A 15,616-nucleotide genomic window follows, 5' to 3' on the forward strand; every position below is an offset into this window, starting at 1 on the left:
ACAATTGCTAAAGCTAGGGTGTAAAAAATAACCAAACAGATTAATTATCCAAAATCCAAAATCGAGTGACTTCCCCAATTCCTACCACTCCAGATACTCCCTCCCTACCTAAATGAGGGGGTTTGGGGGAGCGATAGTGCTGCGTCCATACCCCTAGGGTTGGGCGTAGGTACCTGGACTCACCCAAGCTAATTTAAGGGGTTCAACACCTCTTAAATTAGCAGTCTACCATATTGATTGATTCTGGTAGATACTCTAAAATAATAAAATGCTCAACCTAACTTACGCTTATAAAATTAATCCAAATTCAGGTAAAACGGCACTTATTGATCAGACATTAGAGGTGTGCCGTAAAGTCTGGAATTATGCTTTACGGGAACGTAGGGACTGGATTAATTCGCGTAAGTGTCGAGTAGATGCTTGCTCAATTCATTCGGAATATATCATTCCAGCAGATACGCCTTATCCTCGTAAAAGTCTTCAGGAGAAAGCGCTAACTGTAGCCAAAAAGACGAATGAAGAGTTAAAAAGCATTAACGCTCAAGTCTTGCAGCAAGTACTGAGGAAATTAGATACCGCATTTGAAGACATCAAGCGAAAGGGATTCGGTTTCCCTCGCTTCAAGAAGTTCGGACAAATGCGGTCTTTTGTATATCCCCAAATGCTGAAAGACCCATTAGGGCAAGACTGGGTAAAGCTTCCGCAATTAGGCAAAGTCGAAGTAATTATGCATCGACCTATACCTAGTGGATTTGAATTGAAGCAGGCTCGAATCGTCAAAAAAGCGTCAGGCTATTACGTCATGCTGTCATTGCAGTTAGACGTTAATCTGCCAGACACTCCACCATCAGGACACCCTTTAGGGATTGATGTTGGACTGAAAAAATTCTTGGCAACATCTGATGGTGAGCTTAATCAAAAGACCCAAGTTCTTTGAAGCTTTGGCAACTAAGCTTAAATTGCTACAACGCCGACTTAAGTACAAGAAAAAAGGGTCTAAAAATCAAGCTAAGTTAGCTAAAAAGATAGCGAGAATTCACCAACAAATACACGACACCCGAAAAGACTTTCACTTTAAGTTGGCGCATCACCTTTGTGACCAGGCTGGGATGATATTTGCCGAACAACTTAACCTCAAAGGCATGGCTAAAGGAATGCTAGGAAAGCACACTTTAGATGCTGGATGGGGTCAGTTCTTGCAGCTATTATCTTGGGTTTGCTGGAAACGTGGGGTGTATTTTGCCAAAGTGGTAGCGGCTGGCACATCGCAGACTTGTCCAGAATGCGATACTCATGTTTCCAAGAACTTATCGGTTCGAGTGCATGAGTGTCCCGAATGTGGGTACAAGACGGATCGAGATGTCGCTGCCGCTCAAATTGTCAGAAACCGGGGTGTTTCTGCCGTTGGACAGACGGTGGAGGAAATTGCCTGTGGACGGGATGCGTTGGGGACTGAGTTACTCAGTCTAGGTAGCACCGGAAGAGACAGGAATCTCCTAGAAGCGATTTTAGGAAGCCCTTTCCATAATCTTTGATTTGGGAAGGGAGGATGTCACCAGTCACCTACGCCGATATCGAAGCCGCATCACAACGCCTCGCCGGAGTAGCAAACCGCACACCCGTTATTACTTCCAGAACAGTCAACGAACTAACTAAAGCTCAAGTATTCTTTAAATGTGAGAACTTTCAGCGCACAGGTTCCTTTAAATTTAGAGGTGCCTATAACGCCCTAGCACAACTATCCGACAGACAAAAACAGCAGGGAGTCCTTACCTATTCTTCCGGTAACCACGCCCAAGCGATCGCACTTTCTGGAAAACTACTAGGCATTGCCACAACCATCGTAATGCCCCAAGATGCTCCAGCCGTGAAACTAGCAGCCACTCGCGGTTATGGTGCCCAAGTAATTCTCTACGATCGCGCCACCACAACTAGAGAAAAACTAGCACAACAACTAGCAAGCGATCGCCAACTAACAATCATACCCCCCTACGATCATCCCCAGATTATCGCCGGACAAGGCACAGCCGCCAAAGAACTCCTCGAAGAAGTCCCCCAGCTAGACTTGCTGCTAGTTTGCTGTGGTGGTGGAGGCTTACTTTCAGGATGTGCGATCGCTACCAAAAGTCAACCAAACCAAACCAATTCCCCATCCCACCACCCTCGTGTAATAGGAGTAGAACCAGAACAAGCAGACGACGCCAAACGCTCCTTTTATACCAAAAAACTGCAAACAATTCACAATCCAGACACCATCGCCGACGGTGCCCGCACCCCAAGCCTAGGAAAATACACCTTTCCCCTAGTACTACATTACGTAGACGACATGCTAACCGTCTCAGAAGCAGCCATTCTACGCACCATGTTCTTCCTCTGGGAACGCCTGAAAATAGTTGTCGAACCCACAGGCGCTTTAGCCGCATCCGCCCTACTAGAAGGATTAATCACCATCCCAGACACAAAAATCGGCATCATCATCAGCGGCGGCAACGTTGATCTTCAGCAAATTAGCCAACTACTCAAATAATAAACACCAAAGGCAGAAGATTCATAGCTTTTCTCACCTGGATACAATACAGAAATTTTCTTGTAAGACAAGGGAGATAAGGGAGTACTCAACTCAAATCCCATTAAGAAACCAGAAATTAATCAATGAACAACACTGATTTAAGCAAAACCACCTCAACCGATCAATCCTTGTGCAGGGGGCTTGGGGGAGGCACTCCGTCCCCCAATGGGGGGCTTGGGGGGAAGTCCCCCCAATCTTGGTTTTTCACAACAAACCAAGATTTTCCGCCTCAGTCAGTACCACTCAATTAACTAAAACTCCAGCATCACCGCCTTCTTCCTTTGGCTTTTTTGTATAACCTGTTACCCCTTAGCTTTCCACACCTGCTGGCGGCACCACTTGAGGCAATCCCATACTGTAATTAAGAACGCGACTATTCAGGTTATAGCTAATTTCCCCTTTCTCCAACATTACTCGGATAAAGTGCTCTAGATCAGAACCAATACGACGCAGGTTATATTCTGTTAAATCTAACCCGTTATAGGATTCCACCAAGTCATCAAACTTGCGATACACCTTTTGCAAGGAATCTTCATTCCAGTTCAATTCATTGTCTGGGTCAATATCTAAGGTTAAAACTTTATCACTCTCAAGCAGTTCATTCTGGTTCACTTCAGCAGTGTAAATGCGAACGTGACGAGTTGTGGACTTTAGCAGCATGGGAACCTTCCTACTATTAACTCTTATAAGACTCTTATAGGCTAATTGTAAACTTGTGTGAATACACCAGCCTTTGTTGAGTCAGCATTAGCAGCAATTAACTAATTAACTATATAGATAACCGCAGCGATAGTGATTCTCTTCTAGTCGAGACAACAAAATTCTCCACGGATATAATATAAACCTAACCTCGATTTTATCTATCCTGGTTAGAGAAACTTGCCCTAGAAGCCTAACAAACTATTGGAGCATAGAATTCTGATATTTTCTGGTTAAGATGGCACCAGGGTGAGTAATTTATCGGAGGGCGGAGCTGGAAATCTGTACTTGATGATCAGCAAAATAAATCCCAATATAATCCTCCTGTCTCTAGAATTATCTCCTTTGTACCTGTAGACCTAAACTAGAGGGCTATCGTTTACTTGGCAAAACAGCCGAAGCCTGGATATTTGTTGACAATAACTGCTAACCTCTAGTCAAAAAAGCGGGAAACTGCCCCACTTTAAACTCAAATTCCGGAACAACTTGTAAAAAGCCTGTATCATATTAACGCGTCCGCGACTTGAGAACAAAATGGCAACAGTGCTGGTTAACTTCAGTGCGCCTTACGTCAAAAATAGTGTTTTTGACACTATCATCTTGCCTTTAATGCCAATAACCTAAATAAGAATGGGTGAAATTGGCAGCAATCTATTACACAGTCAGGCATAGCTATTAGTCCATGGCTCCAAGAAAAATGCATGACCCAATGGAGGACATCGTCAGACAAGCTCGTCAGGGTAGTGTTGCGGCGATTATTCAAACCTTGAATGAAAGACTAGCAGAAGCTGGCATTAGGATCCGAGCTATCTTAATAGATGGTGTCCTACAGTTGTTATGCGAGGCGGCACTCGCCGAGCAGCTTGAGAAACCGACGCTGGTAGCACAAATTCAGCAGATCCTGGAGAGTATTGCCCCGCACAATATTCGGCGCGTCAAGATTAACAGTCGCATCGTGCGGGAGCAACAGTTGCTTTGGTTAGAGGAAATTAGCCGAGATCCAGAAAATCAGCTACTCTGGTCTGAAGAAATAATTCTTGCCAAACCAAACCTCTTCAAGCAATTAACAGAAAATCTCAAAAGTCACCCAGCCACACAGCTCAAAACGCCCAATATTTCTACCCCCTCTTCCCTTAAACACCGGGAAAAAACTAGATTCAGGCGCGGTATTCTCAGCGGAGTTAGCTTGAGTATACTTCTAGTATTAGGTTGCTGGTCTGTTTACACCTGGCTTAGTCCGAAATTATACACTCGGACAACAACCCAACTGCAAAATCCTACAGCCGCCTCCTCGCAAACCCAAACAAATTCTGTAAAATCGGTGTCATCACCCTATAAGGATCCTAATGCCAGTGATCCCTTTGTTGAGGCAGTGCGCCTCGCCGAACAAGCTGCTTCAGCCGGAAAGAATGCTCAAACTTCTGCTGAGTGGCTGGATTTAGCAGCCAAGTGGGAGCGAGCCTCAGATCTAATGAGTGCGGTTAAACCAGAAGATCAGCGCCACAAAACTGCCCAGAATCGGGTTAAAACCTATCGACAGAACAGTGAGGAAGCCCAAAGACAAGCAAGACAGAGACGTTCCTAATTAATGAGATAAATATTAGTCGTCAACCTCCCACAACCACCACTTATAGTGGAAAACGTAATGGGCAATAAACCTACTGCTCATTACTTAACTTATTGTTTAGCAGCCCATACTCAGGTCAAAAGGACAATAGTTAACCTTGCTCAGACAAGTTACCATCAGTTTGAGGATAGTTAGATGGTTGGAGTATCAGGCTTGACAAAAGAAACTTTATTACCCTGTTGGATGGGTTAGATTATGGTAATGTGGTGGTTTTTAAGTCTCGTTTGATCTTGGCTGTCCAAAAAACCAGCCTAACATAAGTTTTGCAATAAAGGTAATGAATACAGAAAACTCGATGCTCTTTGCGGAGCTACTGATAAAGTTAGTCTGTAATATCGATAATATCGATTTATAAGTCTTTGCTCAGAGTATTAAAGTAGCAACGCAAAAACGGTAAATCCCTTTAACTTCCAGTTTGTCTGAAAGGTAGAGCCACTGTTCACCGAGGAGCATAAGAGTTTACTCATGTACTACCCGGTAGAGTCCGCTCAGCTAGGATCCCAAATTACGCAAATTATTCTTAAAAGCCCAGATCCACAAACTTTGCTAGCGACAATAGCCAAGGCTCTGGGGGAGATTTTTCAGGTGGATACTTGCTTAATTGCTGAAGTTGTTAACCGAGCGGCAACTAACCAAGTTGGTTTATGGTGTGCTGATGCTCACCAAGATAGGGAACAAGAGTATCAAGAACAACTAATAAAATACCCAATGCTGACGGATGATTGGGTAGGCGAAGAACCACGAGCAATTTCAGATCTTCAAGCATCCAATAGCGCTCAAATAATTGGCTATGGTCTACCCATTAAATCACTACTGATGATCCGCACCCGTTTTCAGTCTGAGCGGAATGGATTAATCCTTTTAGGGCGAAATCAGCCGTACGAATGGACTAACTACGATAGAGAACTATTAGGGGTTGCCTCAGAACCGATCGCCATCGCCATTTCTCAAGTCCACCTAACTCAACAAACACTTGCAGCGGCTCGCCACCAACACCTGCTCAAGCATTTGAGTCTCTTGATGAGTGGAACCAGTCAATTAAAAAAAATTCTTCAAGTAGCAACTACTGGCATAGCTCAAGCACTTCAGGTTAATCGTGGTTTCATTCTATTATTAAAAGATACTTCAACTTTGGTTAAGGGTCGCTCTTCCCATAAACTTCCGAAAATTAAGGTTGATGTCGCTTACCAATGGTCAGAGGAAACTACTGGTAAATCAGATCACAGAGGAAGAACTAGTCAACTTTCTAAGCAATCATTCTGGCTGGCAGATTCTTACTGGTGCCAACAGGCTTTGAGAAATGCCCCTGAACCAATAGTTGTCGTTGATGGACGCAACTATCTTCCTGCTGGATTTGCTGATCAAAGTCTTTTAGGATTGAAGTATCAACAGTCTATACCCTCAACCGAGAGAGAGGAAATTGACCTCCGGCACTCAAATCCACCCAGAGAAGAAAAAACAGACGAAAGTTTTTCAGAGTATTCCAACAGTTTAGACTATCGGGATTCAACCCGCCAAACCTCCTTAGCCCTTTACTCCCCTACTCTTCCCCAGGATAAAATCACCTCAATTTTTGATTGGGAAATCATGCCAGCTACAGTGATCTTCCCCCTGCTTGGGTCAAAGAGCAAAAAGTCAGAATCAACTACCATCTTAGGCTTCCTGGTCTTACAAAATCCTCAACCTCGCCCTTGGCTTCCTGATGAATTAGACTTGATCCAGTGGGTGAGTAGACAAGTAAGTTCTGTTATTCTCCAGAATCAAGCTCTAGACACAAAACAAACCCTCGTTAAATATCCCAATCCCACTGCTCAATTGCAACATCCTCAACCAACTAACCAAGAGCTAGACGAAAAGAAGCACCAGCATCTAGAACAAGTGCAGGAATTGAATCAGCTTAAAGAAGAATTCATGAGTACGATGAGTCATGAATTGCGAACACCTCTAACCACAATGACTCTGGCGATCCGGATGCTGCGCCAAGCTAAACTCCCCTCAAAACGCAGGGAAAAATACCTGGAAATTCTTGAGGAGCAGTGTAATCGAGAAATTGAGCTGATTAATGACCTACTGAGTTTACAGCAGCTAGAATCGGATAGCTCTCACATTCAACCCCAAAAAATTGACTTATTTTTGTTCATCCGAAAGTTGGCTGAATCTTTTCAGGCTAAGTGGACGGATAAGGGCTTAACTTTGATAGTAGAAACTCCTTTCGGTGCACTAGACAAGTCTCAAGAACACTCACTGATACTTGAGATCGATCCTGATAGTCTTAACCGCATCCTCTGGGAACTCTTGACTAATGCAGGCAAGTATTCTTATCCAAATACGACGGTTTATTTGCAGATTATTCACCCAGTGCAATCACCAATTAATCAAGTGGTTTTTACCTTGACAAACACTGGAGCCAGTATCTCACCGACAGACATGAAATATATTTTCGATAAATTCCGTCGCGGTCAAGATGCTACTCAGAAAGCCGTTCAAGGTACTGGTTTGGGTCTGGCTTTGGTAAAATGCCTTGTGCAACGCCTCGATGGCACGATTGAGGTTTCCAGCCTCCCCTGCGACGATTCCCAAAGCTACCTTACCTCTTTTACCGTTACCCTGCCTCAATTTCCTTAGGAGGATCAAAATCTAGTTTCAGTAGCTGATTAGTTTACAGAAAAGTTTTAGATCTGCCAGCCAGTTCTGAAGCACTGATTACCCCAAACATCGTAGTTTTATTGCTGCAATAGTGGAGGTAAACAAACCAAAATAGACAACAGTATGGCTTTAACTGCTGCCCCTAAACCACCCCGTTGGCAAAGAGCTAGATATTCTAAATATGCCCCACTACAGCGCCAAAGCGACGTTTTTGGTATGGCAGCCCAATTTCTACTTTACTTGTCCTGGGACAAGCTCATGGGTCACAATTCTGCCCAGCAGAGAAATCGCCGCGCCCAGTGGTTGGTTAGAAGACTGCTGGATTTAGGCCCAGCTTTTATCAAGATTGGGCAGGCATTATCTACCCGCGCTGATTTACTGCCTTTAGAGTATGTACAGGCATTGGGAGAATTACAGGACAGAGTACCAGGATTCAGTGCAGATGAAGCGATCGCTTTAATTGAAACTGAACTAGGTAATTCAATTCATGCTTTGTATCGTGATTTTGACCGCTATCCTCTGGCATCTGCTAGCTTAGGGCAAGTGCATAAAGCCCGGTTGCATACTGGAGAAGATGTTGTTGTCAAAGTGCAACGCCCAGGATTAGAAAAGCTAATTAATTTAGATTTTGAAGTGCTGCACGGTTTGGTGCGCTGGTGCAACCGATGGCTGTCTGGAGTCAGAAAGTATAACTTAGAGTCAATTTATCAAGAATTTTTTGAATTACTCTATCAAGAAATTGATTATATTAACGAAGGCAAAAATGCTGATCGTTTTAGCCAAAATTTTATCGGCCATTCTCGCATTATTGTTCCTAAAATCCATTGGCGGTACACGACAAAAAAGATCCTGACGATGGAATACTTACCAGGCATCAAAATCGATGATCGTCAGACTCTAGAAGCTTGTGGCATCAATACCGCAGAAATTATTCAGCTCGGTATTTGTTGTTACCTTAAACAATTATTACAGGATGGTTTCTTCCAGTCTGACCCCCATCCCGGCAATATGGCAGTCACTCATGACGGCAGTCTAATCTTTTATGATTTTGGCACGATGGCTGAGGTGAAGCCTGTTGCCAAAGATCAGATGATTAAGACATTTTTTGCCGTCCTGAAAAAAGACACAGATGAGGTGGTAAATACCTTAACCTACATGGGTTTAATTGAACCCGTGGCGGATATGAGACCGGTAAGACGCTTAGTTGCCTTTATTTTAGAGAAATTTACAGAAAAGCCCATAGACTTAAAGACCTTTGAACAAATGGGTAGCGAAATCTACTTAATGTTTGAGCAACAACCATTTCGCTTGCCGGCGCAGATGACTTTTATTTTGAAGTCGTTAACCACTCTCGACGGTATTGCCAGATCCCTAGACCCAGAATATAACCTTTTAGCGGCAACTGAGCCTTTCGTTAAGAGCCTAACTGTTTCTCAAAGACCTCGACAGATAGTGGGAGAACTGGCAAGGCAAGCTAGAGATTTTATTAAATACAGATTACAGCAGCCTAGCGCCACCGAGACACTAATTCAACGCCTAGAAGCACGGATTGAACAGGGCGATCTACAAGTGCGCGTGCATTCAGTCGAGAGCGATCGCACACTAAAAAGGATTCATTTAGCGATCAAAAGCCTTATTTATGCTAGCTTAACGGGATTTAGCTTGCTATCTGGTACCGTTCTAATTTTAGGGACTCACAGTGCTTGGGCAAGCGCCGCTTTCACCTTTTCTGCCATTTGGTTCGTGATTTTGCTGCGCTCTTTAATCAGCTTAGCGATTAGGGAAAACTTAGACAAGAGGCTTTAGGGCAAGTCACTAGCAGTCTAAAAATTATTCTTTTGTTAGTAGTATACCCCCAAGGGAATTCGAATCCCTGTCGCCTCCGTGAAAGGGAGGTGTCCTAGGCCTCTAGACGATGGGGGCCTGTTTTGTGAACCTTTATAAAGATAGCGAATCTTGCCAGGAGTGTCAACTACCTAATCAGAAAAATTCAAATTTATCTAATGCCATGGCGCAGGTTGGCTAGACGTTGTTGAGATTGTGTGTCCAGGGAATTGAATAAAAAACGAGCGCGAGATTGTTTTTCGGGTCGGTGTTTACGGCGAACTCGACTAGCAGTTGATGCCACCTCGTGGGCTAATTGCTCAGAAGAGAGCCATTCGGCTCCATATCCCACTACAGTCAATTGCTGAGCTCTGTCTGAGGTGGCGACAATCAACCGCTTAGTTCGATAGCTAGGTTGGTGTCGAAACGAAGCACAGAACTTTTCAATGAAAGTGTCTGCTGTCTGTCCAAAAGCTGTAAAGCAAATCGATAAATGACTAGTTAAGGCTTCACAGTAGAGGCGTGTGTTTTGATACTGAGCATCAAAGACAACCTCAGTTTTATAACCGACGAAGGCACTGTAGTTAATCAAAATTTCTACCAAACCTTGGCGAGCTGCATCTAGCCCACTGACATCTCGGATCTTTTTGAGCTCAGTCCAAGTGCCAATGACATTGTAGCCATCAACCAGTAAAGTAGCCTGCGGTGATGAAGGGGGCATTGTTCAAAACCAATCTTGCTCTTTTGGGGACAATTACTTATATCAACAATACTTTACATTGTCCCATTTGGCTCTTGCATCAGTTTTTGCTTGAGTCTTTGTGGATCCCCCTGGTCAACCACCCGACCTTGTTCTAACAAAAATGCCCCATCACAATGATCTAATTCTTCAAAGCGGTGGGTCACCCACAGAGCCGTCAAGCCCCGACTTTTAACTAGGCTTTGCACTTGCAAAACTAAATCTTGTTGAGTATCTGGATCAAGCAAGGCAGTGGGCTCATCAAGCAACAGAACTTCGCACTGACGGGCAAGTGCACCAGCAATAGCAATTCGCTGCTTCTGACCACCGCTCAGGGCATAAATTGGTCGTCGCTGTAAATTAAGTAAATTAACAGCCGCTAGTGCTTCTTGTACTCTAGCCTGCACTTGGATAGGAGAAAGCTTTTCCTCCACCAGCCCAAAAGCGACGTCAGCACCTACTGTCGGCATTACTAGCTGATGATCAGGATTCTGAAAAACGAAGCCTACGGGCTCAGTAATTTGAATTTCTCCCGATTGCGGTTGCAACAGACTGGCTAGCAGTCTTAGTAATGTGGACTTGCCACTGCCATTCCTACCCAATAGCATCCAAAACTGACCTGAGGGAACATTCAGCGAGCAAGAATGTAAAACTGATGTTCCCTGAGACCAGTTGAAGCAAAGATCTCGTACTCTAATAGCCCACTGGGTCATTGCCTCAGATGCCTCTGTTTACTCAGCTATGGCGAAGAAACCGGGTGGACGTCCTGCTCCAGCAGCACCCGATTTCTGAGAAATCACAACAGCACAAATCTGATCACTAAGAACGCCAATTTTCTTCTCAGGTTGCTTATCACAGGTGAGTTCCAATAACTGAGCCTCGCCTGATGAGCGCATTGCCTTTAGGACTTCCTGGTAAGTTTCTTCTGCCGCTTCTGCCGAACTCCTTTGAACGGATAAGGACATGGGCGTTTGTTTGAGAGTCAAGTCAATGGTGTACATGCGATTTTAAGAGATACGCTATTCCTGCGTATAATTTTTCTGTCAAACACATTGTACAAAAAGCCTAGTCTATTGGCGGGTTTGAAGGTGATTGAATCTTTTACCAGAGGCTGTAGATCCATATTTCTGAAAAATAAGGGTGGAAATTTGAGAAATTTTCACATAACATTACATTTAAGGACAGTAAAGAAAAGTAAACTTTGCTCTCATCCAGGCTAGCTATCTGTTCATTCAGCAGAGTAACCTAGTTGGCTAAAGAGTTAGCTTTCTTCCGAAATTATAAATAACTGGAGATCTTCCCTATGACCATAGCTGTAGGACGCGCGCCCAGCAGCCGAGGATGGTTTGACGCCCTCGACGACTGGCTCAAGCGTGACCGTTTTGTTTTCGTCGGTTGGTCAGGTATACTGCTGTTCCCCTGCGCTTACCTGGCAATTGGCGGCTGGCTGACCGGCACCACCTTCGTGAGTTCTTGGTACACTCACGGATTAGCCTCATCCTACTTGGAAGGCTGCAACTTCCTAACCGTTGCCGTCTCAACCCCTCCCGACAGCTTGGGACACTCACTGCTGTTTTTGTGGGGACCAGAAGCCCAGGGAGACTTCACCCGCTGGTGCCAACTCGGTGGTCTGTGGGCCTTTGTTGCCCTCCACGGTGCCTTCGCACTGATCGGCTTCATGCTACGTCAGTTTGAAATCGCCCGCCTGGTAGGCATCCGCCCTTACAACGCCATTGCCTTCTCCGGCCCGATTGCGGTGTTTGTCAGCGTCTTCTTGATGTACCCCTTGGGTCAATCTAGCTGGTTCTTTGCTCCCAGCTTCGGAGTAGCGGCAATTTTCCGCTTCCTGCTGTTTTTGCAAGGCTTCCACAACTGGACACTCAACCCCTTCCACATGATGGGAGTTGCCGGAATTTTGGGAGGAGCGCTACTGTGCGCCATTCATGGTGCCACGGTGGAAAACACCCTGTTTGAAGACGGCGACAAAGCCAACACCTTCCGGGCGTTTAACCCGACCCAAGCCGAAGAAACCTACTCGATGGTAACTGCCAACCGTTTTTGGTCACAAATCTTCGGTATTGCCTTCTCCAACAAGCGCTGGTTGCACTTCTTCATGTTGTTTGTGCCAGTAACCGGCTTGTGGATGAGTTCGGTGGGCATCGTTGGTTTAGCGCTCAATTTGAGGGCTTACGACTTTGTCTCCCAGGAAATCCGTGCGGCGGAAGACCCAGAATTTGAGACCTTCTACACCAAGAACATTCTGCTCAATGAGGGCATCCGAGCTTGGATGGCACCTCAAGACCAACCCCATCAACGTTTTGAGTTCCCTGAGGAAGTTCTACCTCGCGGTAACGCTCTGTAAGCTAGCATCAAATTCAGTTAGCTAGGGTTTCACCCCATTAATTACCCCTGCCTTACGGTAGGGGTAATTTGTAGCAAAAGTCTGGAGAAAAACTACGGCTGTCTTAACCCTTCAGAACGGAATTGAGAACTGCCGCAAAGGTTTCTGATGCAGCTCAACAAAAAATTCTTTGACAGATGGCTTCAAGTGTCACCAATAAATCAGTAAATAGCTTTGAGCGTATGTTATCTTTAGGGGAGTGCTGCAACCAACCTATCCTAAAATTAAGGGATGGGGAATGGGAGTAAAGCAGCCATGTCAGACAACAATCCTAATGCTTTACCGCTAAGGTAAGCAAGCCTAGATCAAGAAATTAAAATGCTTTGGTATTACGGATTCAAACCTACTTGGGATTAACCTAAAAGGGTTTCTGTTGATGCAAAAGATAAGTCTTATCAAGGTTACTAGGAGTGTTTAAAGACAAATGAAAACACATGAAAGTTACGCGGAGGTGATGCCCATGTCAGATAGTAGTAAAATCATGGGTCATCTGATTGAATTTGACCGGCTGTGCGCCGGGGCTGTTCTCTAGCAGTCAGCTTTATTCTCTTCGGAGAATATTAGTTGTACTGCTGGGCTGGCTCGGAGATCCTCCCGGCAGTCAGGCTTCAATCAGAAGACCCGCTAGACCGCTCTCACATAAAGTGTGATGGTTTTAACCAGATCACTTCCCGTGAGAGCGGATAGTTCTTTAAGAACTTTTCTAGAGGTTTCTGGGGTTGAACAATCCGAAAAGAACTCTTAACAATTTAAACTCCTAAAAATTGCCACCCTTGCCTAGTGGAACTCAGGAGCTAAAGCTGCTGGTCAAGCTAGAGAAATATGCATCTTAGCTGCCCCTAAATAGCCTATGTGTAGTAAGTGTCACATAATAAAACATGTACCATTGCTCAAAAGACATAAGCTAGCTTTAATTGTGCAAAGGTTCTGAGGAGATCAAGTTAATGAGGTGTGAGGAGAAGAGAAATATGTCTGGAATAGTTTGGAAATCTCTGTTGATTAGCCCAGCTCTGCTGGGTGCAACCTTGGTTGTCTCCGTAGAAAATGTGCGTGCTGCCGATGGAGCTAACTTACTCGCAACTGAGGGTGTTGCTATCGAAGAAGGCAATCAGCTCAGAGAAGGAGTTACTTCCCAAGCATCATCAATGGCAGTTGTTACAGTACCAACTACAGCAATTACCCCGCTTGCTCAGGAAGAAACAGTAATTGGCAAAGTAGCCAATCAAGGCAACTTATCTTCAAAGAATGCTGAAATTGGAGTGCTAGAGCTGGTTGCTCCAGAGGCGCAACCGTTGAAAGCTCAAGCACTTAAAGCCGATCAACTAGCCCCAACTGCTACCCAACCAAAGCTAGAAACAACTGTTGCCCAGGCTACTCCTGGAACAGGGGGTAACAGCGAAATTCTGAACCAAATTAACCGCTACAGCAACGAAGGTAGTGGTAACTCCCAAAACCAGGTAACCAATATTGAGCAGCTGAGGGATGTATCCCCTGGAGACTGGGCTTACGAAGCATTGCGCAGTCTCGTTGAACGCTATCAGTGTATCGTGGGGTACCCTGACGGCACCTATCGGGGGCAGTCGCCGACGACACGCTATGAATTTGCTGCTGGTCTAAATTCCTGCTTAAACCAAATTGAGCGTTTAATTATTTCCCAAGAGGGCGCTGTCACCCGCGAGGACTTAGAAACTCTGCAACGTCTGATTCAAGAGTTTGAAGCAGAACTAGCTACTCTCGGTACACGGGTAGATAACCTAGAAGGTCGTGTCGGGTTTTTGGAAGACCATCAGTTTTCTACTACCACCAAGTTAAGCGGTGAAGCTATTTTTGCCGTCAGCAACGAATTTAACTACGACAATGAGTTTGTCTTACAAGACCGGGTTCGCTTAGACCTCAACACTAGCTTCACTGGTCAGGATCGCTTAGTCACTCGTCTAGCTGCGGGTAATGCTCAGCAATTTAGTCCATTTGATGAGCCATTTCCTGGAGTATTTCCTGGTCGGGAAAGTGGTCAGGGAGTTCAGACTTTTGACGTTGTCGCTTCCGAGGGCAACGATGTCGTCGTAGACTGGTTGGCCTACTACTCTAACTTTGGCGCTTCAAGGGTTTACATTGCCGCAACTGGCGGTATTCACAGCGACTACGCTCCTACTCTCAACCCTTACTTTGAAGACTTTGATGGTGGTAACGGAGCTCTTTCTACTTTCGCTTCCGAAAGCCCCATCTATCGTATCGGCGGCGGTGCTGGTGGTGCCATCAGCCTGGGTGTTGGTCTTCTAGACAGTATTCTCGGACCGAGTACCTTAACCGCTGGTTACCTGGCAGGGCCTGATGCAGCCGATCCTAGCAACAAAAATGGTCTATTTGACGGTGATTATGCTGCCTTCGGACAGTTGAATTTCAACCTAGGTGACCGGATTGGCATTGGTGCAACCTTTGTTCACGGCTATCACAACAGCGGTAGTGCGATCTTCGACGCAGGTGGTGCCAGAGGGGGCAACCCAGCCGCTCCGATAGTAGGTTCTTTGTTTGCCAACAATCCGAGTAGTGTTGTCTCAGCCTTAAACCCGCTCCTCCCCGAAACCCCGCTAGTAACTAATTCTTACGGTGTGGAAGCTGCTTTCCGTTTGACCAACAACATTTCAATTAGCGGCTTTGGGGTTTACACTGATGCCATCCTCATTGGTCAAGGTGGAGCTGAAATCTGGAGCTACGGTGGAGGTTTGGCACTCTCTGATTTAGGAAAAGAAGGTAACGTCTTGGGTATCTTTGGTGGAGCAGTCCCTTACTTGGGAAGTGCCACAGTTCCTGGTCAGGATTACCGCAACGAGAATACACCAATTCACATCGAAGGCTTCTACAAGTACCAAGTGACAGATAATATTTCCGTTACTCCAGGTGTCATCTGGTTAATTAATCCAGAAGAAACTGACGATGAAGACGCGATTATCGGCACACTCAGAACTACTTTCACTTTCTAGAGGACTGAGTTAACACTCAAGCAACAGCCCTAATCTGCTAACTAATTAGTTTTCCCCGCCTGAGAGCGGGGTTTTTTCTTATAGGTAGGCTTTAATCAGCAAACCCCACTGGATAACCGGGGTATACTGT

Annotated in this window: 10 protein-coding genes, 1 tRNA gene and 1 pseudogene; 7 read left to right on the forward strand and 5 right to left on the reverse strand. The window is 45.2% G+C overall.

The features are described from left to right. The first annotated feature begins 268 nt into the window (after window positions 1-268). Both ACT7WV_RS25915 and ACT7WV_RS20665 read left to right on the forward strand, forming a co-directional pair. Window positions 269-1,535: pseudogene (locus ACT7WV_RS25915) on the forward strand (RNA-guided endonuclease InsQ/TnpB family protein). Between the two features lie 14 nt (window positions 1,536-1,549). Continuing rightward, entirely contained in the window at window positions 1,550-2,527 is a 978-nt protein-coding gene (locus ACT7WV_RS20665) for a threo-3-hydroxy-L-aspartate ammonia-lyase (protein WP_445104698.1), read from the forward strand. Between the two features lie 351 nt (window positions 2,528-2,878). Here ACT7WV_RS20665 and ndhM read toward each other — a convergent pair whose 3' ends face one another. Beyond that, window positions 2,879-3,229: an NAD(P)H-quinone oxidoreductase subunit M gene (gene ndhM / locus ACT7WV_RS20670; protein ID WP_445104699.1), complete on the reverse strand. Its 351-nt coding sequence runs from the start codon at window positions 3,227-3,229 to the stop codon at window positions 2,879-2,881. Window positions 3,230-3,950: 721 nt separating this feature from the next. On the opposite strand from ndhM, the gene ACT7WV_RS20675 reads away from it, so the two are divergent. The 3 genes from ACT7WV_RS20675 to ACT7WV_RS20685 all read left to right on the forward strand — a co-directional run bounded on the left by ACT7WV_RS20675 (window position 3,951) and on the right by ACT7WV_RS20685 (window position 9,347). Beyond that, window positions 3,951-4,853, forward strand: a complete 903-nt coding sequence (locus ACT7WV_RS20675) for a hypothetical protein (RefSeq protein WP_445104700.1) — start codon at window positions 3,951-3,953, stop codon at window positions 4,851-4,853. A 507-nt stretch (window positions 4,854-5,360) separates the two neighbouring features. Further along, the gene (locus tag ACT7WV_RS20680; protein ID WP_445104701.1) at window positions 5,361-7,520 is read left to right on the forward strand and encodes a GAF domain-containing sensor histidine kinase; all 2,160 of its coding nucleotides are present in this window, start codon (window positions 5,361-5,363) and stop codon (window positions 7,518-7,520) included. 144 nt (window positions 7,521-7,664) lie between these two features. Further along, window positions 7,665-9,347 carry an ABC1 kinase family protein gene (locus ACT7WV_RS20685; protein WP_445104702.1) on the forward strand — a complete coding sequence of 561 codons (1,683 nt, stop codon included), beginning with the start codon at window positions 7,665-7,667 and terminating at the stop codon, window positions 9,345-9,347. A 44-nt stretch (window positions 9,348-9,391) separates the two neighbouring features. Here ACT7WV_RS20685 and ACT7WV_RS20690 read toward each other — a convergent pair. The 4 genes from ACT7WV_RS20690 to ACT7WV_RS20705 all read right to left on the reverse strand — a co-directional run bounded on the left by ACT7WV_RS20690 (window position 9,392) and on the right by ACT7WV_RS20705 (window position 11,105). Beyond that, window positions 9,392-9,464: transfer RNA gene (locus ACT7WV_RS20690), tRNA-Glu, on the reverse strand. A gap of 73 nt (window positions 9,465-9,537) precedes the next feature. After that, a complete protein-coding gene (locus tag ACT7WV_RS20695; protein WP_445104703.1) occupies window positions 9,538-10,086 on the reverse strand; it encodes an NYN domain-containing protein in 549 nt (182 codons plus the stop codon). Between the two features lie 53 nt (window positions 10,087-10,139). Beyond that, complete coding sequence (locus tag ACT7WV_RS20700) at window positions 10,140-10,817, reverse strand: energy-coupling factor ABC transporter ATP-binding protein (RefSeq protein WP_445104704.1); 678 nt, start codon at window positions 10,815-10,817, stop codon at window positions 10,140-10,142. Window positions 10,818-10,835: 18 nt separating this feature from the next. Then, window positions 10,836-11,105 (reverse strand): hypothetical protein, encoded by a 270-nt coding sequence (locus ACT7WV_RS20705; protein WP_445104705.1) that lies wholly within the window; start codon window positions 11,103-11,105, stop codon window positions 10,836-10,838. A 302-nt stretch (window positions 11,106-11,407) separates the two neighbouring features. Here ACT7WV_RS20705 and psbD point away from each other — a divergent pair, with 302 nt between their 5' ends. Together psbD and ACT7WV_RS20715 are read left to right on the forward strand one after the other, a co-directional pair. Further along, window positions 11,408-12,466 (forward strand): photosystem II D2 protein (photosystem q(a) protein), encoded by a 1,059-nt coding sequence (gene psbD, locus ACT7WV_RS20710; protein ID WP_445103812.1) that lies wholly within the window; start codon window positions 11,408-11,410, stop codon window positions 12,464-12,466. Between the two features lie 1,007 nt (window positions 12,467-13,473). Further along, complete coding sequence (locus ACT7WV_RS20715) at window positions 13,474-15,486, forward strand: iron uptake porin (RefSeq protein ID WP_445104706.1); 2,013 nt, start codon at window positions 13,474-13,476, stop codon at window positions 15,484-15,486. Window positions 15,487-15,616: the final 130 nt, after the last annotated feature.

The organism is Symploca atlantica LB2515 (assembly GCF_052546295.1).